This is a genomic window from Cryobacterium sp. TMT2-4, from assembly GCF_004402575.1.
In the GTDB taxonomy this organism is placed as follows: Bacteria; Actinomycetota; Actinomycetes; order Actinomycetales; family Microbacteriaceae; genus Cryobacterium; species Cryobacterium sandaracinum.
This window is the reverse complement of sequence record NZ_SOGE01000006.1, coordinates 1-19,048: the sequence shown is the minus strand read 5'-3', so window position 1 is coordinate 19,048 and position 19,048 is coordinate 1. Positions and strand designations below refer to the sequence as shown.

The window sequence follows — 19,048 nt, the reverse complement described above, 5'->3', positions numbered from 1 at the left end:
ACCCGCGCATGAATGATAGCTGGACACGATCGCAGAACCGAAGCTGGAGTCAGGATACTGAGGTTAGCCTCACCAAACTTCTCCCACAAACCCAGGAAGCCTTGTGCTCGCGCAATGACCTGATCCGCCTCCGTAAAGGCCTCGAAGTCGCCCTCATCGTGACCATCCTCGTGGCCTACGTCGTGAAGGTCGGCCGCCGGGACGTGCTCCGGCGTATCCGGACCGGATGCAGCCTCGCCGTGCTGCTGGCGCTCGGCATCGGCGCGCAGCTCACCAACGGCACCTACGGCCTGTCGTTCACGTCCCAGGAGGCCATCGGCGGCGTGCTGTCGATCGTGGCGACGGGCCTCGTGACCTGGATGGTGTTCTGGATGCTGGCGCGAGCCCGCAACCTGTCCGGCCAACTCCGGTGCAGCATCGACCGGTCCCTTGTGGGCTCGGGGCTCGGCCTCGTGGTCCCAGCACCAGCCCCGCGTACGAGCACGCCGCCGAGACCGCGGCGCTCCCCGCTGACCCAGCCCCTCCCGAACCTCGTGCTAGGGACTCCTAAGAACGCCCGCCTCGTTCCCCTCGCCGCAGTTTCCGCGTTCGGCCTGCTCGTCCTCACCGGCTGCGTCGCCAACGCGCCGGCCGGTTCCGCCGGGGCGTCCGTCACGGTCGACAGCAGCGCGGATGCGGCACCGTCTCGGCCGAGGAAGCCCCCGTCGGCAACCTCAGCTTCAGCATCACGAACTCGGGCGACCAGGTCACGGAGTTCTACCTGCTCGCCGATGACGGCCTGCGCATCGACGGCGAGGCCGAGAACATCGGTCAGGGACTCACCCGCGACCTGGTCGTGCAGCTGGCCGCCGGCGAATACGTCACCGCCTGCAAGCCCGGCATGACCGGTGACGGGATCGGCAAGGCCGGCTTCATCGTCACCGCCTCCGACCAGGTCGTCGCGGTCGACGACGACCTCGAGGCGCAGATCGAGACCGCCAACGTCAACGACGCCTCCTCTGTGCGCGACCAGGTGGCCCAGCTGGTCACCGGCACCGACTGGCACCAATCGAGAAGGACCTCTGGCCGGCCGACGCCGTGGCCGGTTTTCTCGCCTATCCGGCCGCGGAGCGCCGACGCCTCGCCGACCGCCTGATGCAGGACACCGCGACCCTGAACGAGGAAGTGCAGACCCTCTCCTTCACGCTGTCGCAGCAGACCAACGGCGCGATCGGCCTTCTCGACGAGGTCGCCACCGGCAAGGTCGCCACCGGCAAGGTCACCGGCGAGGAGGAGTTCTGATCGCACACCGACCTCTGGGATTTCCAGGCCAACGTCGACGGTGCCGCGGTGCTCTACGCCGGCGTGCGGGACATCCTGGTCGACAGGGATGCCGCCCGCGCCGATAGCCTCGACACCGAGTTCGCCGCGCTGCAGACACTGCTGGACGCCCAGCGCGTCGGCGACGGCTTCACCCCGTACACCGAGCTGAGCGAGGCCGAGATCAAGGCCCTCGCCGACCAGGTGGACGCCCTCGGCGAACCGCTCAACCAGCGGACCGCAACCCTGGTGCTCTAGGTGACCGGGCAACAGCAGTCGCGCGGCCTGTCACGTCGCGGGCTGCTCGGCCTCGGCGTTCGACGTTTCCGCGGGCACCATCAGGTCCGGGTTGGTCGACTGCTCCGCGACCGGACCGATGCCGCCGCCGCCATGGCTATGGGGCGTGACATCGGCGATTTCGGGGCCGTCAGCGGCCCTTACGACGCACCCCGGAGGACACCGGCGAGGCGCTCGGCCTGCCGGCCTCCGGGCTGACGATCACGTTCGGGTTCGGCCCGAGCCTGTTCGAGAGCATCGACGGCGCCGACCGTTTCGGCATCGGGAGTCGGAGCCCGGTCGAGCTGGTCGAATGCCGCACTTCCCCGGGGAAAGGCTCGAGCCGGGACGGAGTGGCGGCGACCTCGGCATCCAGGCCTGCGTGGACGACCCGCAGGTGGCCGTGCACGCCAGCCGCAACCTCTCCCGCATCGCCTTCGGGCGCGCGGCCTTCCGCTGGTCTCAATTGGGGTTCGGACCCACTTCCTCGACGAGTACGGCGCAGGCCACGCCGCGCAACCACTTCGGTTTCAAGGACGGCACATCCATTATCACGGCAGAGGAGCCGGATGCCGCCGCCGACCATGTCTGGATCGGCGCCGAAGACGGGCCCGCCTGGCTGGCCGGCGGCTCCTATCTGGTGGCCCGGCGCATCCGGATGACCATCGAGTCCTGGGACCGCACCATCCTGCGCGAGCAGGAGGCCGTGTTCGGCCGCAAGAAGGGCGAGGGTGCCCCGTTGTCGGGCGGCACGGAGTTCACCGCTCCGGACTTCGCCCTCACCGGCCGGGCAGACCTGCCGCTGATCGGCGCGACAGCGCACGTGCGCCTGGCCCGGCACGACGCTCCGAACGAGTACATCCGCCACGTCGGGTCAGCCCTCTGCGCCGTCCCGCCCGGGGCCGCTTGGGGCCGCCCGCGGCTCCTACGCGGGTGCCCCCCTCTTCGCCTGATCCCCCGCGGCTGAGTGAGCCTGCCTTTCGGTCGGCCTGACCCGGTGCAGCAACTCCGGCCCGAACGAATTCGACGGAGATTTTGCCCGAACCACTCCCAAACACGACAAAACAGTCGTTTTTCGAAAGAATCTCCGTCGAATTGGTTCTCAGCTAGGCGGCCGGGGACACCGTGTAGAGCACACCCTCGGGAGTGCCGGCGACGACCACCGACCAGGTCTCGTTCGTCAGGGCCGCGACGCCGGCATTGCCGACGTTCGCGGTGGCGGCGTTGTCGGCGCTGAAACCGGCAGCCTCGAGCATCGCCGTGGCGTCGGCCAGCGGGTCCGCGGCGCTGGTGGTGACGGTGACGACCCAGCCCCGGCCGGCGTCCGCGGTGTTCGCTGCCCCGAAACCGAGATCCCCGTCGATCACGGGGATCTCTTCCGGCCAGCCCTCGGGCAGCTGCCCGCCCAGGCTGACATCGCCTCCGGTTGCCCCGTTCACCGCGCCGTCGACCGCGGAGCCGACGGCCTCGCCGGAGCATCCGGACAGCAGGGCCACGCCCGCGACGGCCAAGGTCACGGCCAGCACACGTACTCGGTTCAACTGCATCAGGGATCCCATCCTTCGGTTCGATCGTTCACGTGCTTAAAAGCGCGAAACCGCAGGGGCAGCACTATGGAAAACCATAACCGCACCCCTACGGTTTCGCTCGTCGCGGCCGCTCAGCCGCACGGTGGCGACGGTTAGTTCGCGTCCTGCTTTTTCAGACGCGAGACGTTGCGCTGACGTGCCGAGGCGGCCAACTCGACCTTGCGGATGCGCACGACGGCCGGGGTGACCTCGACGCATTCGTCTTCACGGGCGAACTCGAGGCACTGCTCGAGCGTGAGCTGCTTGGACGGGGTCATCGACTCGAACGTGTCAGAGGTGGACTGACGCATATTGGTCAGTTTCTTCTCCTTGGTGATGTTCACGTCCATGTCGTCGGCGCGCGAGTTCTCGCCGATGACCATGCCCTCATAGACCTCTTCGGTCGGGTTGACAAAGAACGACATGCGCTCCTGCAGAGCGATGATCGCGAACGGCGTGACCACGCCGGACCGGTCGGCGACGATCGAGCCGTTGGTACGAGTGGTGATCGTGCCGGCCCAGGCCTCGTAGCCGTGGAAGATGGCGTTGGCGATACCGGTGCCGCGGGTGTCCGTGAGGAACTCGGTGCGGAATCCGATCAGGCCACGCGACGGAACGATGAATTCCATCCGGACCCAGCCGGTGCCGTGGTTCGCCATGTTCTCCATGCGTCCCTTGCGGGCGGCGAGCAGCTGGGTGATCGCGCCGAGGTACTCTTCCGGCGAGTCGATAGTGAGGTGCTCGTACGGCTCGTGAATTTTGCCGTCGACGCGCTTGACGACGACCTGCGGCTTGCCGACGGTGAGCTCGAAGCCTTCGCGTCGCATCTGCTCCACCAGGATGGCGAGGGCGAGTTCGCCTCGGCCCTGGACCTCCCAGGCATCCGGGCGTCCGATGTCGATAACGCGGAGCGAGACGTTGCCGACGAGCTCCTTGTCGAGACGGTCCTTGACCATGCGGGCGGTGAGCTTGTGGCCCTTGACCTTGCCGATGAGCGGCGAGGTGTTGGTGCCGATCGTCATCGAGATGGCCGGGTCGTCGACCGTGATGGTCGGCAGCGGGCGCGGGTCCTCTGGGTCGGCCAAGGTCTCACCGATGGTGATGTCGGCGAATCCGGCGACAGCGACGATGTCGCCGGGGCCGGCGCTCTCGGTTGGGTAGCGGTCGAGCGCCTTGGTGATCATGAGCTCGGTGACACGCACATTTGCGATGGTGCCGTCGTGCTTGATCCAGGCGACCGTCTGACCCTTCTTGATGGTGCCCTGGAAGATGCGCAACAGTGCGAGACGGCCGAGGAACGGCGAGGAGTCGAGGTTGGTTACCCAGGCCTGCAGCGGGTGCTGGTCGTCGTAGACCGGCGCTGGAATGTGCTCGAGGATCGCTGCGAAGAGCGGCTCGAGGTCTTCGTTGTCGGGCAGCTGGCCGTTCTCGGGACGGTTGAGGCTGGCGGACCCGTTACGGCCGGACGCGTAGACGACGGGCACGTTGAGAACCAGGTCGAGGTCGAGGTCGGGCACATCGTCGGCCATGTCGCTGGCGAGGCCGAGGAGCAGGTCCTGGCTTTCCTCGACGACCTCGTCGATGCGAGCATCGGGACGGTCAGTCTTGTTCACCAGGAGAATGACGGGCAGGTGGGCCTCGAGCGCCTTGCGCAGCACGAAGCGGGTCTGCGGCAGCGGACCCTCACTGGCGTCGACGAGAAGCACAACACCGTCGACCATGGAGAGGCCGCGCTCGACCTCACCGCCGAAGTCGGCGTGGCCGGGGGTGTCGATCACGTTGATGGTGATGGGGCCATCCTTGGCGTGGATGCCCTTGTAGGAGATCGCCGTGTTCTTGGCGAGGATGGTGATGCCTTTTTCGCGCTCGAGTTCGTTCGAGTCCATGGCGCGCTCTTCGGTGTGTGAGTGCTCGGCGAACGAGTTGGTCTGCTGGAGCATCGCGTCGACCAGCGTGGTCTTGCCGTGGTCAACGTGGGCTACGATCGCGACATTTCGGAGGTTATTGCGCGTGGCAATCGCCATGAAGTAAATCCTTACGAAGAATGGATGCCGCAAAGTACCGCATGCGACGAAGAATGGATGTGTGTGGTCAAAGTCCGACCCAACGGACAATCCTACCGCACTCTCCCCGTCCGGGGGCTGAGAGTCCCTCGGATCCCGACTCGGAGCACGAAAAACGGGGCGGAGGGCTCAAGTCCCCGTCCCGTCCTCCGTGCTGTGTTGCGGGTGTGTCCGCCACTGGGTGGCCCTGTGGTTGACGAGGCCGGACTTCACGGCGTACACGTTCGGCAGCGGCGCGATCGGGATGATGGGCACGTACGCGGCGAGGACCGTGTTGATCTCGTTGGCGATGACGATGCGCTTGTCGGTGTCGAGCTCCGTGTTGGCCACGTCGTAGCCGATTGCGTCGCCCACGTTGTCTTCATATCCCTTTTGACCCGGCATAAAGATGAAGCTGCCCTGGGTGGTGGCGTCGACGCCTACCGGCGTGTTGACCGACTCGGAGATGAGACCGCGGTTGACGGCGTGGCCGATGGCGCGCCGCAGTTCGACGTCCGCGAGCGGGCCCTTCGAGCCGTTCATGGTGACGTGGGTCCAGGTGAGGCCACCGGATGCCTGGATCTCGGCATCCGCGCGCTTCTCAGCCCTCTGGTCGGCATCGGCGTTCGACGAGATGTGGAGCAGGTCGGTTTCGGAGTTGCCGAACGACGTGGCTGCCGATGCGCCGCTGGCCGGCAGCACGCTCGTGAAGATCGACGCCCAGTCGGCGTTGATCGAGTCGAACGTGACCGTGAAATCGAATTCGGTTCCGGTGGATTCGATCGCGCTGATCTGGTCGAAGATGGCCGTGGAGGCTGGGGAATACTTCTCGTTGGTGCCGTTCATGGCCGTCCAGGTGGCCACGTAGTCCTTGTACGTGATCGGAGTGCGCTCTTCCCAGACCGCGGCCGGGTTGAGCTCGGATCAGACCAGTGTGCCGGGAACGGCGACGATCTGCGTACAACGATGCGAAACCATGAAGACTCCTCCATCGTTCCCCCCGCCGGGATACCGGGGGAAGGAACTGCTCTCGTGTGCTTGAGGGGAGAGCCTATGCCTGCGTGAAGCGACTCTGCCCCAGATGCCAGTCTGGGGCACTTTAAGACGGAAAATGTAACAGTTTTGAAACTTTGAGGGCACAATGCGCAAGAACACGATCTGTCCTGGAGCAAAGCTCAGGCGCAACCAGAAAATTCAGGCCAGCGACGACCACGCCAGCTGAACGGCCGGCCCGAGGACGAGCACGGCGCCGACCAGGAACGACCGTCGATGCCAGCGGCGCACCACTCGCTCCCCGGCGCGCTGCGGAGCCTCGTGCCGGTCCCAGAAGCCGCGGATGGCCCGGTGCGCGGACGACCCGGTGATCCGCCCGCTGGCCTCCCGCACCTGCCCGGCCGCCCGAGAGGTCTCCGGCGAAGTCGCCACCGACGACCGGACAGCGGACGGTGCACCCCAGCACACGAGGCGTTCGCCCGATCGGGTCACCACGACGACCTGGTGCCGAAGCACCCGGAACCCGGTCAGCGGCCAAACTGGAAGTTGCCACCGGGGATGGCCGCGAGCAGCTCCTGGGTGTAGGCCTCGCGAGGACTGTCGAAGACCTCGTCCGTGGACGCGGTCTCGACGATCTTGCCCTTCTGCATGACGCAGACGTTGTCGGCGACGAGCCGCACGACCGCGAGGTCATGCGTGATGAACAGGTAGGTCAGGCCCAGTTCAGTCTGCAGCTCGGTGAGCAGGTTGAGGATCTGTCCCTGCACGAGCACGTCGAGGGCGGAGACCGCCTCGTCGAGCACGAGCACGTCCGGCTTGAGCGCCAGGGCGCGCGCCACGGCGATGCGCTGGCGCTGCCCACCGGACAGTTCGCTCGGGTACCGGTACCGGGTGGCCCAGGGAAGGGAGACCTGGTCAAGCAACTCGCGCACGCGGGCCTGCCGCTCCGCGGCGTTGCCGATCTTGTGGGCCAGCAGGGGCTCCGCGATCGTGTTGCCCACGTTGTACTGCGGGTCCAGGGAACCGTACGGGTCCTGGAAGACCGGCTGAACGCGACGCCGGAACTTGAGCAGCGCCGCACCCTTGAGCCCGGCGACATCCTGGCCGTCGAATTCGATCTGCCCGCTGGTGATGCTCTCCAACTGCAGGATGAGCTTGGCCACCGTCGACTTGCCCGACCCGGATTCGCCGACGAGCGCCGTGGTGGTGCCCTTCTTGATGGCGAAGGAGACGTCGTTGACGGCCAGCAGCTCGTTGTACCTCAGACCCTTGGTGCGGATGCGGTACATCTTGGAGATGTTCTGCACCTTGATCAGGTCCTGCGTCGCCGCCGCCTGCTCCCGCTCGGCCGCACGGGCCACGAGGGTCGTGTCGAGCGATCCACCGGAGAAGATCTCCACGTCGTCCGCATCCTGGCTCTTGGCCGACTGGATGCGGCGCGACGCGAGGCTCGGAGCCGCGGCCACAAGGCGCTGGGTATAGGGATGCTGCGGGTTGGCGAGGATCTCCAGCGACGGCCCGGATTCGACGACCTTGCCCTTGTACATCACGACGAGCTGCTCGGCCCGCTCGGCCGCGAGGCCGAGGTCGTGGGTGATGAACAGCACCGAGGTGCCGTAGTCGCGGGTGAGGGTGCCGAGGTGGTCCAGGATCTGACGCTGCACCGTGACGTCGAGCGCCGAGGTGGGCTCGTCGGCGATCAGGAGCTTCGGCCGGGCGGACAGGCCGATGCCGATCAGAACACGCTGGCGCATGCCGCCGGAGAACTGGTGCGGGAACTGCTTGAGGCGGTCCTCCGCGTCGCTGAGGCCCGCCTCCTGCAGCACCTGGATGGTGCGCTGACGCGCCGCCTTGCCCTGAGCCACGTTGTTTGCCCTGATGGCCTCCTCAACCTGGAAGCCGATGTTCCAGACGGGGTTCAGGTTGCTCATCGGGTCCTGCGGCACGTAGCCGATCAGGCGACCGCGCACATCCTGCATCTGTTTGTCCGACAGCCCGGCGAGGTCGCGGCCCTCGAACAGGATCTGTCCGGCCGTAATCTTGCCGGTACCGGCGAGGAGCTTGATGATGGCCTGTGCGGTCGTGGTCTTGCCCGAGCCGGACTCCCCCACGATCGCCAGCGTCTGACCGGCATACAGGGTGAGGCTGACCCCCCGCACGGCGGGGACGAGGCCGTGCTGGGTCTGAAAACCGACCTCGAGGTCGCGGATCTGGAGCAGAGGCTCGGTGGAAACGACGGCGCTCTCGCCGATGGATTCGATGACGGTCTGGCTCATCGGCGGGCCCTCGCTTCGGGGTCGAGGGCGTCGCGCACGACGTCGCCCAGCATGAGGAACGCGAGGACGGTCACGGACAGTGCCGCCGCAGGGTAGAGCAGCACCTGCGGGTTGGTGCGGAGCGAACTCTTCGCCGCGTCGATGTCGTTACCCCAGGACATGATGCCCGGCGGGAGGCCGATGCCGAGGAACGACAGGGTGGCCTCGGCCACGATGAACGTGCCCAGCGAGACGGTGGCGATCACGATCACGGGGGCGATCGAGTTCGGCACGACGTGGCGCAGCAGAATCCGGAATTTGCTGACGCCCAGGGCGACGGACGCCGTGACGTAGTCCGAGTTGCGGGCGGAGAGTACCGCGCCGCGCATGATTCTCGCGATCTGCGGCCAGGCGAAAAGCGACAGCACGAGTGCGATGGTGACGGGGGTTCGCTCCGGCAGGACCGACATGAGCACGATCGCGCCCAGCACGGTGGGGACGGCGAAGAAGATGTCGCCGATGCGGGAGACGATTGAGTCGAGCACGCCACCGTAGTAACCGGCGAGCGCGCCGACGATGATTCCCGTGAAGGTCACCAGGATCGTGGCGAGCAGGCCGACGGTGACCGAGGCCTGCGTGCCGAAGATGATTCGCGCGTAGATGTCGCAGCCCTGACGGGTGTAGCCGAGCGGATGTCCGTCTCCCGGACCAGCGTGGCTGTCGCCGAGGTCGCACTCGGTGGGCGACACCTGGGCGAACAGGCTCGGGAACAGTGCGACGATAACGATCAGGAGGATCAGGGCCGAAGAGATCCAGAAGGTGGGCCGTACGCGCATGGCGTCCCAGGCATCCGCCCAGGTGCTGCGGGCCTTCTGCGATTCATCGAGGCGGTCGACGACTTCGACCGGGGTTTCTTCGAGCGCGGCCACGTAGTGGGTCTGCGCGTTCGGGTTCTTATTTGGCATAACGAATCCTCGGGTCCAGAGCTGCGTAGAGGAGGTCGACGAGCAGATTGGCCAGCACGAAGATCACGACCATCACCGCGATGAACGACACCACGGTGGGTCCTTCGCCGAGCTTGATCGCCTTATAGACGGTGCCGCCGACGCCGTTGATGTTGAAGATGCCCTCGGTGACGATGGCACCGACCATCAGTGAGCCGAGGTCGACGCCGAGGAAGGTGACGACCGGGACCAGGGAGTTGCGCAACACGTGCACGCCCACCACCCGGCGGCGGGAGAGCCCCTTTGCTGTGGCGGTGCGCACGAAATCCGCACTGAGGTTGTCGGAGACACTGGCCCGGGTGAGCCGCACAATGTAGGCGAAGGAGACGGAGGCCAGAACAAGGGCCGGCAGCAGCAGTTCACTCAGGGGAGCTTCGCTGCTCACCGTGGTGCGCGCCCAGCCGAGCTTCACCGCGAAGACGTATTGCAGCACGAAACCGATCACGAACGTGGGGACGCTGATCAGGAGGAGGCTGACCACGAGGGCGCTGGTGTCGAAGAGCTTGCCCTTGCGGAGCCCAGCGACGAGACCGACGAGGATGCCGAAGATGGCTTCTATGGCCAGCGCGAGCAGGGCCAGACGGGCGGTGATCGGGAAGGCCTTCGCCATCACGTCGCTGACCGGGCGGCCGGAGTAGGTGGTGCCAAGGTCACCCTGAAAGAAGTTGCCGATGTAGATGAAGTACTGCACGATGAATGGCTTGTCCAGGTTGTACTGGGCGCGGATCTGCTCGATCACTCCAGGAGCCGGGGGCCGATCGCCGTACAGGGCCGCGATGGGGTCTCCGGGAAGAGAGAACACCATGAAGTAGATCAGGAGTGTCGCACCGAAAAACACCGGGATCATCTGGAGCAGGCGTTTGCCGGTATACCAGATCATCAGGTCCCCAAGCCGGAACGTATGTACATGAAATTCACAATCACTGGTTGAGTCTAGTCACGTGTGGGGTCCGGGGCTGTATGCCCCGAACCCCACACGTGTTATCTGTTTACTGCTGACGAGCTGGTTGAACGAGAGCTACTCGCTCTTGGTGATGTCGGTGTACATCGGCACGGAGTCCCAGCCGAAGACGACGTTCTCGACCGACTCGGACCAGACGCCACTGACGTTGGAGTACCAGAGCGGGATCGTGGGAAGGTCGGCGAGGAGGACTTCCTGTGCTTCCTGGTACTTCGCGGTGGCGTCCTCGACGGAGGACGCGGCTGCGCCTTCCTTGAGCAGCGCGTCGAACTCTTCGCTGGTGTAGTCCTCGTAGTTCGAGCCGGCACCGGTCTGGTACAGCGGAGCGAGGAAGTTGTACAGCGACGGGTAGTCACCCTGCCAGCCGGCGCGGGTTCCACCGGTCAGCTTGTCGGCGGAACGGTCGTCGAGCGCCGCAGCGAACGTCGGGTACGGCTTGCCGATGGCTTCGATGCCCAACGTGTTCTTGATGCTGTTGGTCACCGCGTCGACCCAGGCGGCATGGCCGCCGTCGGAGTTGTAGGCGAGGTCGAACGTGCCGGTGTAAGGTGCGATCGCGTCGGCTTCGGCCCACTTGGCCTTGGCTTCTTTCGGGTTGTATTCGAGGACTTCGGCACCCTTGAGGGAATCGGAGTAACCGTCGATGACCGGCGAAGTGAAGTCGGTCGCAGGGGTGCGCGTGCCCTGGAAGATGACGTCCGTGATTTCCTTGCGGTCGATCGACATCGAGATGGCGGCGCGTCGCAGCTTGCCCTCCTCACCACTCCAGTGCTCGAGGTAGTACGGCATGTTGAAGCCCTGGAAGATGGCGGCCGGCTGGTTCACGAAGCGGTCCGGGAAGTCCGACTCGTAGGACTCGAACGCGGCGTCCGGGACGGCGTCGAGCACGTCGAGGTTGCCACCCTGGACATCCGCGTACGCGGCGTCCATCGAGGCGTAGAAGACGATGTTCAGGCCACCATTGGCGGGCTTGCGCACGCCGTCGTACTCGGGGTTGGTGACGAGGTCGATTCCGACCTCGTGCTCCCAGGCGCCCTCTTTGGCCAGCATGTACGGGCCGTTGCCGATCGGGTTCTCGCCGAAGGCTTCCATGTCCTCATACGCGGCGGAGGGCAGCGGCATGAACGCCGTGTAGCCCAGGCGCAGCGGCCAGTCGGCCTCGGGCGAGGCCAGCTCGACCGTGAAGGTGGATTCGTCGACAACCTTCAGACCGGTCAGTTCGGCGTCAGCGTCGTAGCTGAAGCCGGCGATGTTGTCAAAGAAGTAAGAGGCGCTCTGAGCGTTGCTGAACTTCGCTCCGAAGTTCCAGGCGTCCACGAAGGAGTCAGCCGTGACGGCCTCGCCGTCGGTGAACTCCCAGCCGTCGTTGAGCGTGACGGTCCAGTTCTGGGCGTCGTCGGACTCGATCGACTTGGCGACCTCGTTCTCGATCTCGCCTTTGGCGTTGTACGAGACGAGCCCGGCGAAGATCGAGGTGGTGATCTTGCCGCCTCCGGTCTCGGTGGTGTTCGTCGGGACCAGCGGGTTCTGCGGCTCGGATCCGTTCGTGGTGATGATCGCCGCGGTGTCACTCTCTGCCGGGGCGTCTCCACTGGCGCAACCGGAGAGCACGAGGGCTCCCGCGGCAGCCAAGGCGATGGCAGGTATGCCCAGTCTCCTGATTTTCAATTTTCCTCCAGTGCACAGGGAAATGCCGCGTGACCCTCGGGCGAGCAGACATCTCGGATATACCGACCTTAAAGAGTGGGCGCGGACTTCGCATAATCTATTGGGGAAACGTTACAGATGCGAAACAAACTGCGCAGGATAGTTGCGCCACAGCAGGTTCTTGCGCGCAATCCGCCCACCGAATTCAGCAACCTGCACGTTCCGAGCAGTGGGAAGATGGGAGGATGATCGTGACCGCCCACGCACGCCCTCCGCTGTTGATCTTCGACGGCGACTGCGCGTTCTGCACGACCTCCGTGAACACCATGAAGCGTCTGATTCCCGGCATGCCGGCTTCCGCTCCCTACCAATGGACCGACCTGGCCTCCTATGCGCTGACGACGAAGGATGCCCAGTCCCGGGTTTGGCTGATCGTCGACGACCACCGGTTCGGCGGCGCCGCGGCCGTGGCCGCCCTGCTTCGGCACCAGCCGAATGCGCTCATGCGCGTATTGGGCTGGCTCGGCACCGTGCCGCCGTGGTCGTGGGCGGCCGAAGTGGGCTACCGGCTCGTGGCGCGGTACCGCCACCGGCTGCCCGGGGGAACACCGGCCTGCCGGATGAAGCCGGGCGCGTGACTCTGCGCGGCAATCGAACCGGGCTCCGCTGGGAGGTGGGGATCGTCCTCGGAATGTCGCTCGGGGCATCCGCGCTCTACTCGATCATTTCGATTATCGCCCGGCTGACCGACGCCCGGCCGCTCTCGGAGCAGTCGGCGACCCTGAACGGGTCGCAGTCGCCGCGGGAATGGCTCGACTTCAGCTATCAGTTCCTCGGCATCTTCTTCGCCCTGTTCGCCGTGGCCCTGGTGCTCTACCTCCTGTGGCTGCCGGGGCAGAGCCCGTTCCGGCGGCTGGGCTTCGACTTCACGCAGCCGGGGCGCGACCTACTGCGCGGTTTCGGGCTGGTGCTCGTGATCGGTATCCCCGGACTGGGGCTCTACCTCGCCGGGCGGTCCCTCGGCTTCACCGTGGCGATCGTGCCGTCGCCGCTCGACACGTTCTGGTGGACGATCCCGATCCTGGTGCTCTCGGCACTGCGCTCGGCACTGGTCGAGGAGCTGATTGTGGTCGGCTACCTGTTTACCCGGCTGCGCGAGCTGGGTTGGTCCACCTGGACCATCATCGTGTCCTCGGCGCTTCTGCGCGGCAGCTACCATCTCTACCAGGGCATCGGGCCGTTCTTCGGCAATGCGGCCATGGGGGTGCTGTTCGGCTGGTGCTATCTGCGTTGGGGACGCACGATGCCGCTCGTGATTGCGCACTGGATCCTCGACATAGTTTCCTTCATCGGGTACCCGCTCGCCCTCACCTGGTGGCCGGGGCTCCTCGCCCCCGCTGGCTGACCTGCCGGCCGACCTGACCTGCCTGACCTGCCTGACCTGCCGGCCTGCGAATTCGACGGAGATTTTGCCGAGAATGGCGCGAATCGGGCCAAAACCTGGCCGGACAGGCAAAATCTCCGTCGAATTCGTTAGGGAGTGGCGGTCTACTCGAAGGCCTCGGGGGGCGGGCAGGCGCAGACGAGGTTGCGGTCACCGAAGGCGTTGTCGATGCGGCGCACCGGCGGCCAGTACTTGCCACGGATGAGACTGCGCACCGGGTAGACCGCGGTCTCACGGTCGTAGGCGTGCGTCCACTCCCCCTCGATCACCGACTGTGCGGTGTGCGGGGCATTGTGCAGCGGGTTGTCCTCGGCAGGCCAGCGGCCGGCGGCTACGGCATCCGCTTCGGCCTTGATCGCGATCATGGCCTCGACGAACCGGTCGATCTCGCCCAGGTCTTCACTCTCGGTGGGCTCGATCATGAGCGTACCGGACACCGGAAAGCTCATGGTCGGCGCGTGGAAGCCGTAGTCGACGAGTCGCTTGGCCACATCATCGACGCTGACCCCGGTGGCCTCGGTGAGCGGGCGTAGATCGAGGATGCACTCATGTGCGACCAAGCCGTTGTCACCGGAATACAGCACCGGGTAGTGAGCCTCGAGGCGCTTGGCCACATAGTTGGCCGCGAGAACCGCGGCGCCGGTGGCCGCGTGCAGACCCTCGGCCCCCATCATGCGCACATAGGCCCAGGAGATCGGTAAAATGCTCGGGCTGCCGTACGGCGCCGCCGAGACCGGCCCGCCGGAGTGCACGACCGTGCCGCCCACCGTGCCGCCGACCGTGCCGCCCACCGTGCCGCCGACCGTGCCGCCGACCGTGCCGCCACTTTCATCGACACCGCCGTCGACCGCCGCCGCATCGCCGGAGGCGAGGAGGTAGTGCTCGTCGCTCTGAGCGAGGGGATGCCCCGGCAGGAACGGAGCGAGGTGCGCCTTGGCCCCGACCGGACCGACGCCCGGCCCGCCGCCGCCGTGCGGGATGCAGAACGTCTTGTGCAGGTTCAGGTGCGACACGTCGCCGCCGAAGTCGCCGTAACGGGCGAAACCGAGCAGGGCGTTCAGGTTGGCGCCGTCGACGTAGACCTGGCCGCCGGCGTCGTGCACGGCCGTGCAGATGGCGCCGACCTCGTGCTCGTAGACGCCGTGCGTCGACGGGTAGGTGATCATCAACGCGGCGAGGTTCTCGGCGTGCTTCGCGATCTTGGCGCGCAGGTCCTCCAGGTCGACGTTGCCGAGCTCGTCGCAGGCGACGACGACGACCTTCATGCCGGCCAGCACGGCGGATGCCGCGTTGGTGCCGTGCGCGCTGGACGGGATCAGGCAAACCGTGCGCTGGGTATCCCCGGTGGAGAGGTGGTAGCCGCGGATCGCGAGGAGCCCGGCGAGTTCACCCTGGCTGCCGGCGTTGGGCTGGAGGGACACGGAGTCGTAGCCGGTGACATCCGTCAGCCAGGATTCGAGCTGCCGGATCAGTTCCAGGTAGCCCTCGATGTCGGCACGCGGCGCGAACGGGTGCAGCCCGCCGAACTCGGGCCAGCTGACGGCCTCCATCTCGGTGGCCGCGTTCAGCTTCATGGTGCAGGAGCCGAGCGGGATCATGCCGCGGTCGAGCGCGTAGTCGAAGTCGGCGAGGCGCTTGAGATAGCGCATCATGCTCGTCTCCGAGCGGTGCGTGTTGAACACCGGGTGGGTGAGGAACTCGCTGGTGCGATGAAGTTCGGGCGGAAGGCCGGCCTCGACCATGCTGAAGTCCACCAGGCCGAAGGCATCCCGCCCGCCGAACGCGCCGACGACCAGGGCGAGATCCGCGAGAGTCGTCGTCTCGTCGACGGCGATGCCGACGGTGTCCGCGTCGACCAGGTAGAGGTTGACCCCGCTGGCGGAGGCGGCCCGGGCGATCTCGGCGGCGCGGCCCGGAACGGAGGCACGGACCGTGTCGAAGAACGTCGCGGTGACAACGTCGACACCGGCGGCGAGGAGAGCGACGACGAGTTGCCCGGCGCGCTCGTGCACCTGGGCGGCGATCTTCCGCAGGCCGTCGGGCCCGTGGTAGACCGCGTACATGCCGGCCATCACGGCCAGCAGCACCTGGGCGGTGCAGATGTTCGAGGTGGCCTTGTCCCGACGGATGTGCTGCTCACGCACTTGCAGCGACAGGCGGTAGGCCGGGTGGCCGGCCGCGTCAACGCTGACGCCGACCAGGCGGCCGGGAAGCTGACGCTCGAGGCCACTGCGCACGGCCATGTAACCCGCGTGCGGACCGCCGAAGCCCATCGGCACGCCGAAGCGCTGGCTGGTGCCCACGGCCACGTCGGCGCCGAGCTCGCCGGGCGAGGTGATCAGGGTCAGGGCGAGCAGGTCGGCGGCGACGACGACGAGCGCCCCCTGCGCCTGGGCGGCGGCGATAACCCCGGCCGGGTTCCAGACCCGGCCGGATGCGCCGGGGTACTGCACGAAGAGACCGAAGTACTCGCCGAGGTCCTCAGCGGACCCAGCCAGGTCGACCTCCACGAGGTCGATCCCGACGGCGGCCGCGCGATTGCCCAGCAAGGCCTTCGTCTGCGGCAGCGCGTCGGCGTCGACGAGGAAACGGTTCGACTTCGACTTCGACGCCCGACGGGTGAGGAGCATGCCCTCCACCACGGCGGTCGACTCGTCGAGCATGGACGCGTTGGCCGTGGAGAGTCCGGTCAGGTCGGCGATCATGGTCTGGAAGTTGATCAGCGCCTCAAGACGGCCCTGGGAGATTTCGGGCTGGTACGGAGTGTAGGCCGTGTACCAGCTGGGATTCTCGAACACATTGCGCTTGATCACGGCCGGGGTGACGGTGTCGTAGTAGCCGAGACCAATCATGGACCGCTTCACGGTGTTGCGGCCGGCGAGGTCCCGCAACTCCGCGATGGCCTCCCGCTCGGTGGCGGCGGGCGGCAGGGTGCAATCACCGATGGTGCGGAACTGGTCCACCTGGATCGATTCGGGCACGGCCGCGTTGACGAGGGCGTCGACCGAGTCGTAACCGAGGATCGACAGCATGCGGGACTGCGCGTCGGCATCCGTGCCGATGTGGCGCTGAGTGAAGGGCTGTGACATGTGTGCGGAACCTGGCTTTTCGTTTTCGTTACTCGCCGATGAGGGCGGAGTAGTCGGCGTAACTGAGGAGAGGAGGCAACTCCGCGAACGTGACCTTGAGCAGCCAGCCGGCGCCGAACGGGTCGCTGTTGACGAGCTCGGGGCTCTCGACGACGGCGTCGTTGGTCTCGGCGACGGTGCCCGTGACGGGGGCGAAGAGCTCGCCGACCGACTTGGTGGACTCGATCTCGCCGACGACGGTGCCGCCGGCGACATCGCTGCCGACGGCTGGCAACTCGACGAAGACGACGTCGCCTAGCTTGTCGGCGGCGTAGGCGGTGATGCCGACGGTGGCGGTGTCGCCGTCGACGAGAACCCACTCGTGCTCGGCGGTGTACTGGAGTTCAGACTGTTCGGCCATGGGGGTGTTCCTCTCGAGGGGTGGACTATTTCTGACGCTTGTAGAACGGAAGGGCGGTCACAGTTGCGGGGATGCGGGTGCCGCGCACATCGACGAAGACCTGGGTGCCGAGTCGCGCCAGGCCGGGAGCCACGTAGGCCATGGCGATCGGATGTCCGAGCGTCGGCGACAGCGCCCCGCTCGTGATCACGCCGTCGGCCACGGTCGCGTCGGCACTGCGATATACCGGGTAGTCGGCGCGCCCGGCACGCTTGCCGGCAGATTCCAGTCCCACGAGTACGCGCGCCTCCGCGCTGGGACCCTCTTCGCTGGCCTCGCGGCCGATGAAATCGACCTCCTTGGCGAGGTTCACAACGCGGCCGAGTCCGGCCTGCGCCGGGTAGGTCGAGGTGCTCAGTTCGTGGCCGTAGAGCGGCATGCCGGCCTCGAGACGGAGGGTGTCGCGGCTGGCGAGCCCCGCCGGCACGAGGTGGAAAGAGGCGCCCGCCGCGCGGAGCGCGTCCCAGAGCGCCGCGGCATCCGGCACGTCGACATAGAGTTCGAAGCCGTCTTCACCGGTGTAGCCGGTGCGGGCAATGAGAACGCGGCCGGCCTGGAAGGTACCACCCAGGGCGCGGTAGTACTTCAGCGCTGACAGGTCGCCGTCGACCGTGAGGTCCGCCGTGGCCTCGAGGATGGCGCGCGAATTAGGCCCCTGCACGGCGATCAGGGCGACGTCGTCGCTCTGATCGGTGACGGTGACGTCGAAGCGGGTGGCCCGGGCCGTGAGCGCCGTGACCGCCGGGAAACGGTTGCCCGCGTTGGCGATGACGAGGTACTCGTTCTCGGCCGTGCGGTAGACGACGATGTCGTCGATGATGCCGCCGGCACGGTTGAGGATGAGGCTGTACTTGGCCTGCAGCAGGTCGATCGTGGAGAGTTGGCCGGCGAGGGCATAGTCGAGGAACGCTCCGGCGTCCGGCCCGGCCACCAGGATCTCGGCCATGTGCGAGAGGTCGAAAATGCCCGCGCTGGTGCGCACGGCGTGGTGCTCGGCGAGATCGCTCGAGTAGCGCACCGGCATCTGCCACCCGGCGAAGTCCGTGAAACTGGCGCCGGCATCCACGTGCGCCAGGTGCAGCGGGGAGAACCGCTCCACCGTGGGGGTTGAATCGGTGTGGGCTTCAGTGTCCGAGGTCATGAGTTCTCCAGGTTGTCGCCGGCCGGGGGCCGAGCAAGAATCTCCGGGGCGCGATCGATCGATCGTACCCCTGGGAACTCCCCCTCTGTCGTCAGGCCTGAGAGCTTCACCGCAGCCGTTGGTCGGGCGCGATTTTCACCGTGGGCGAGCCGCTGTCGAGCCGCGACTACTTTTCAGAGTGGCCAGTTCGATGCGGTACGAGTACCTGAGAGATTGTCGGGGAGGATTGCTCCTTCGGTGTTCGACTGCCTGAGGGCGCCGAACTCTCCCGCATCGACCTTGATGGCCCTATATTCACTTGAGGGTGTGCGCTCCGAGCCTAGCGCGTGCGGGCCCGGCAGCGCGGTGCGGCCGCTTCCGTTGCCTCCCGGCGACACCTCCAGCAGGAACGCGTACCCTTGTCACTTCGCCCGCGATTCGTGCGGCCCACACAGAAAGGCGTTCCGTGGACATCACACTCCTTCGGCATTTCATCGCCGTCGCCGAGGAGTTGCACTTCCCGCGCGCCGCGATGAACCTCAATATCTCCACCCCGAAATTGCGCTCCTCAATCGCAAAACTCGAGGCGAACATCGGCGTCGTGCTCATCGACCGCACCACGGAGACCACCCGGCTGACCGCGGCGGGCAACCTATTTCTCACGGATGCCCGCACCGAGCTAGCCGCCTCGGATGAGTCCTGGAAGCCGCCGCTTCCGGCGGGCGGAAAGGCCAAGGCGACGAAGGGCAAGGGCCGCGCGCCCGAGGTGAAGGGCCAGCCGCGTCCCGGCAAGCGCCGCCAGGGCCGCTAGGTGTTGTTCCCACACAGGTTGTGAGCGTGGCGTGAGCTAAAAAGGTGAGGACCTCCGGTATCGATTGGGTTACCACACTCAACACGATGCAACGGAGGCC

At 66.5% G+C, this 19,048-nt stretch carries 18 protein-coding genes, 1 pseudogene and 1 riboswitch; of the genes and pseudogenes, 8 read left to right on the top strand and 11 right to left on the bottom strand.

Annotation, left to right across the window (positions count from 1 at the left end):
- Window positions 1–101 precede the first annotated feature (101 nt).
- The 5 genes and pseudogenes from E3O54_RS16720 to E3O54_RS01510 all read left to right on the top strand — a co-directional run.
- Complete coding sequence (locus E3O54_RS16720; protein WP_241976710.1) at window positions 102–884, top strand: FTR1 family protein; 783 nt, start codon at window positions 102–104, stop codon at window positions 882–884.
- Window positions 881–1,135, top strand: a complete 255-nt coding sequence (locus tag E3O54_RS16150) for a hypothetical protein (protein WP_166805183.1) — start codon at window positions 881–883, stop codon at window positions 1,133–1,135. The genes E3O54_RS16720 and E3O54_RS16150 overlap by 4 nt, the downstream gene beginning before the upstream one ends.
- Entirely contained in the window at window positions 1,135–1,281 is a 147-nt protein-coding gene (locus E3O54_RS16145; protein ID WP_166805182.1) for a hypothetical protein, read from the top strand. Before E3O54_RS16150 ends, E3O54_RS16145 begins: the two co-directional genes overlap by 1 nt.
- 48 nt (window positions 1,282–1,329) lie before the next feature.
- Window positions 1,330–1,557 (top strand): hypothetical protein, encoded by a 228-nt coding sequence (locus E3O54_RS16140; RefSeq protein ID WP_166805181.1) that lies wholly within the window; start codon window positions 1,330–1,332, stop codon window positions 1,555–1,557.
- 52 nt (window positions 1,558–1,609) lie between these two features.
- A pseudogene (locus E3O54_RS01510) lies at window positions 1,610–2,528 on the top strand (Dyp-type peroxidase); the annotation flags it as partial.
- Between the two features lie 153 nt (window positions 2,529–2,681).
- Here E3O54_RS01510 and E3O54_RS01505 read toward each other — a convergent pair.
- From E3O54_RS01505 to E3O54_RS01470, 8 genes are all read right to left on the bottom strand, one after another.
- Entirely contained in the window at window positions 2,682–3,122 is a 441-nt protein-coding gene (locus tag E3O54_RS01505; protein ID WP_134342335.1) for a hypothetical protein, read from the bottom strand.
- A 134-nt stretch (window positions 3,123–3,256) separates the two neighbouring features.
- A complete protein-coding gene (gene typA / locus E3O54_RS01500; RefSeq protein ID WP_134342334.1) occupies window positions 3,257–5,167 on the bottom strand; it encodes a translational GTPase TypA in 1,911 nt (636 codons plus the stop codon).
- Window positions 5,168–5,335: 168 nt separating this feature from the next.
- Window positions 5,336–6,049 carry an ABC transporter substrate-binding protein gene (locus E3O54_RS01495; RefSeq protein WP_134400790.1) on the bottom strand — a complete coding sequence of 238 codons (714 nt, stop codon included), beginning with the start codon at window positions 6,047–6,049 and terminating at the stop codon, window positions 5,336–5,338.
- Window positions 6,050–6,379: 330 nt separating this feature from the next.
- Window positions 6,380–6,670: a hypothetical protein gene (locus E3O54_RS01490; RefSeq protein WP_134511330.1), complete on the bottom strand. Its 291-nt coding sequence runs from the start codon at window positions 6,668–6,670 to the stop codon at window positions 6,380–6,382.
- A 35-nt stretch (window positions 6,671–6,705) separates the two neighbouring features.
- On the bottom strand, window positions 6,706–8,454 hold the full coding sequence (locus E3O54_RS01485; protein WP_134342331.1) for an ABC transporter ATP-binding protein: 1,749 nt from the start codon (window positions 8,452–8,454) through the stop codon (window positions 6,706–6,708).
- Window positions 8,451–9,398, bottom strand: a complete 948-nt coding sequence (locus E3O54_RS01480) for an ABC transporter permease (RefSeq protein WP_104100880.1) — start codon at window positions 9,396–9,398, stop codon at window positions 8,451–8,453. Before E3O54_RS01480 ends, E3O54_RS01485 begins: the two co-directional genes overlap by 4 nt.
- Complete coding sequence (locus tag E3O54_RS01475) at window positions 9,388–10,317, bottom strand: ABC transporter permease (protein ID WP_104100879.1); 930 nt, start codon at window positions 10,315–10,317, stop codon at window positions 9,388–9,390. The genes E3O54_RS01480 and E3O54_RS01475 overlap by 11 nt, the downstream gene beginning before the upstream one ends.
- Before the next feature lie 138 nt (window positions 10,318–10,455).
- Complete coding sequence (locus E3O54_RS01470) at window positions 10,456–12,066, bottom strand: ABC transporter substrate-binding protein (RefSeq protein ID WP_104100878.1); 1,611 nt, start codon at window positions 12,064–12,066, stop codon at window positions 10,456–10,458.
- Window positions 12,067–12,296: 230 nt separating this feature from the next.
- Here E3O54_RS01470 and E3O54_RS01465 point away from each other — a divergent pair, with 230 nt between their 5' ends.
- Window positions 12,297–12,683: a thiol-disulfide oxidoreductase DCC family protein gene (locus E3O54_RS01465; RefSeq protein WP_233191391.1), complete on the top strand. Its 387-nt coding sequence runs from the start codon at window positions 12,297–12,299 to the stop codon at window positions 12,681–12,683.
- Window positions 12,684–12,736: 53 nt separating this feature from the next.
- The gene (locus tag E3O54_RS01460) at window positions 12,737–13,450 is read left to right on the top strand and encodes a CPBP family intramembrane glutamic endopeptidase (RefSeq protein WP_134400833.1); all 714 of its coding nucleotides are present in this window, start codon (window positions 12,737–12,739) and stop codon (window positions 13,448–13,450) included.
- A gap of 143 nt (window positions 13,451–13,593) precedes the next feature.
- Here E3O54_RS01460 and gcvP read toward each other — a convergent pair whose 3' ends face one another.
- The 3 genes from gcvP to gcvT are packed head-to-tail and all read right to left on the bottom strand — an operon-like array spanning window position 13,594 to window position 18,158.
- Window positions 13,594–16,578 carry an aminomethyl-transferring glycine dehydrogenase gene (gene gcvP / locus E3O54_RS01455; RefSeq protein WP_134400789.1) on the bottom strand — a complete coding sequence of 995 codons (2,985 nt, stop codon included), beginning with the start codon at window positions 16,576–16,578 and terminating at the stop codon, window positions 13,594–13,596.
- Window positions 16,579–16,606: 28 nt separating this feature from the next.
- Window positions 16,607–16,978, bottom strand: coding sequence for a glycine cleavage system protein GcvH (gcvH, locus tag E3O54_RS01450; RefSeq protein ID WP_104100875.1), 372 nt, complete (start codon window positions 16,976–16,978; stop codon window positions 16,607–16,609).
- A 25-nt stretch (window positions 16,979–17,003) separates the two neighbouring features.
- A complete protein-coding gene (gene gcvT / locus E3O54_RS01445; protein WP_134400788.1) occupies window positions 17,004–18,158 on the bottom strand; it encodes a glycine cleavage system aminomethyltransferase GcvT in 1,155 nt (384 codons plus the stop codon).
- Window positions 18,159–18,341: 183 nt separating this feature from the next.
- Window positions 18,342–18,439: riboswitch (glycine riboswitch) on the bottom strand.
- A gap of 164 nt (window positions 18,440–18,603) precedes the next feature.
- Between gcvT and E3O54_RS01440 the strand changes: the two genes are divergently transcribed.
- Window positions 18,604–18,948, top strand: a complete 345-nt coding sequence (locus tag E3O54_RS01440) for a LysR family transcriptional regulator (RefSeq protein WP_134400787.1) — start codon at window positions 18,604–18,606, stop codon at window positions 18,946–18,948.
- The last annotated feature ends 100 nt before the right edge of the window (window positions 18,949–19,048 follow it).

Excerpts from the sequence above, each read along its gene's own strand:
- E3O54_RS16150 (WP_166805183.1), top strand. The coding sequence starts at position 881 with ATGACCGGTGACGGGATCGGCAAGGCCGGCTTCATCGTCACCGCCTCC.
- E3O54_RS16145 (WP_166805182.1), top strand. The coding sequence starts at position 1,135 with ATGCAGGACACCGCGACCCTGAACGAGGAAGTGCAGACCCTCTCCTTC.
- E3O54_RS01505 (WP_134342335.1), bottom strand. The coding sequence starts at position 3,122 with ATGCAGTTGAACCGAGTACGTGTGCTGGCCGTGACCTTGGCCGTCGCG.
- typA (WP_134342334.1), bottom strand. The coding sequence starts at position 5,167 with ATGGCGATTGCCACGCGCAATAACCTCCGAAATGTCGCGATCGTAGCC.
- E3O54_RS01485 (WP_134342331.1), bottom strand. The coding sequence starts at position 8,454 with ATGAGCCAGACCGTCATCGAATCCATCGGCGAGAGCGCCGTCGTTTCC.
- E3O54_RS01480 (WP_104100880.1), bottom strand. The coding sequence starts at position 9,398 with ATGCCAAATAAGAACCCGAACGCGCAGACCCACTACGTGGCCGCGCTC.
- E3O54_RS01475 (WP_104100879.1), bottom strand. The coding sequence starts at position 10,317 with ATGATCTGGTATACCGGCAAACGCCTGCTCCAGATGATCCCGGTGTTT.
- E3O54_RS01460 (WP_134400833.1), top strand. The coding sequence starts at position 12,737 with ATGTCGCTCGGGGCATCCGCGCTCTACTCGATCATTTCGATTATCGCC.
- gcvP (WP_134400789.1), bottom strand. The coding sequence starts at position 16,578 with ATGTCACAGCCCTTCACTCAGCGCCACATCGGCACGGATGCCGACGCG.
- gcvH (WP_104100875.1), bottom strand. The coding sequence starts at position 16,978 with ATGGCCGAACAGTCTGAACTCCAGTACACCGCCGAGCACGAGTGGGTT.
- gcvT (WP_134400788.1), bottom strand. The coding sequence starts at position 18,158 with ATGACCTCGGACACTGAAGCCCACACCGATTCAACCCCCACGGTGGAG.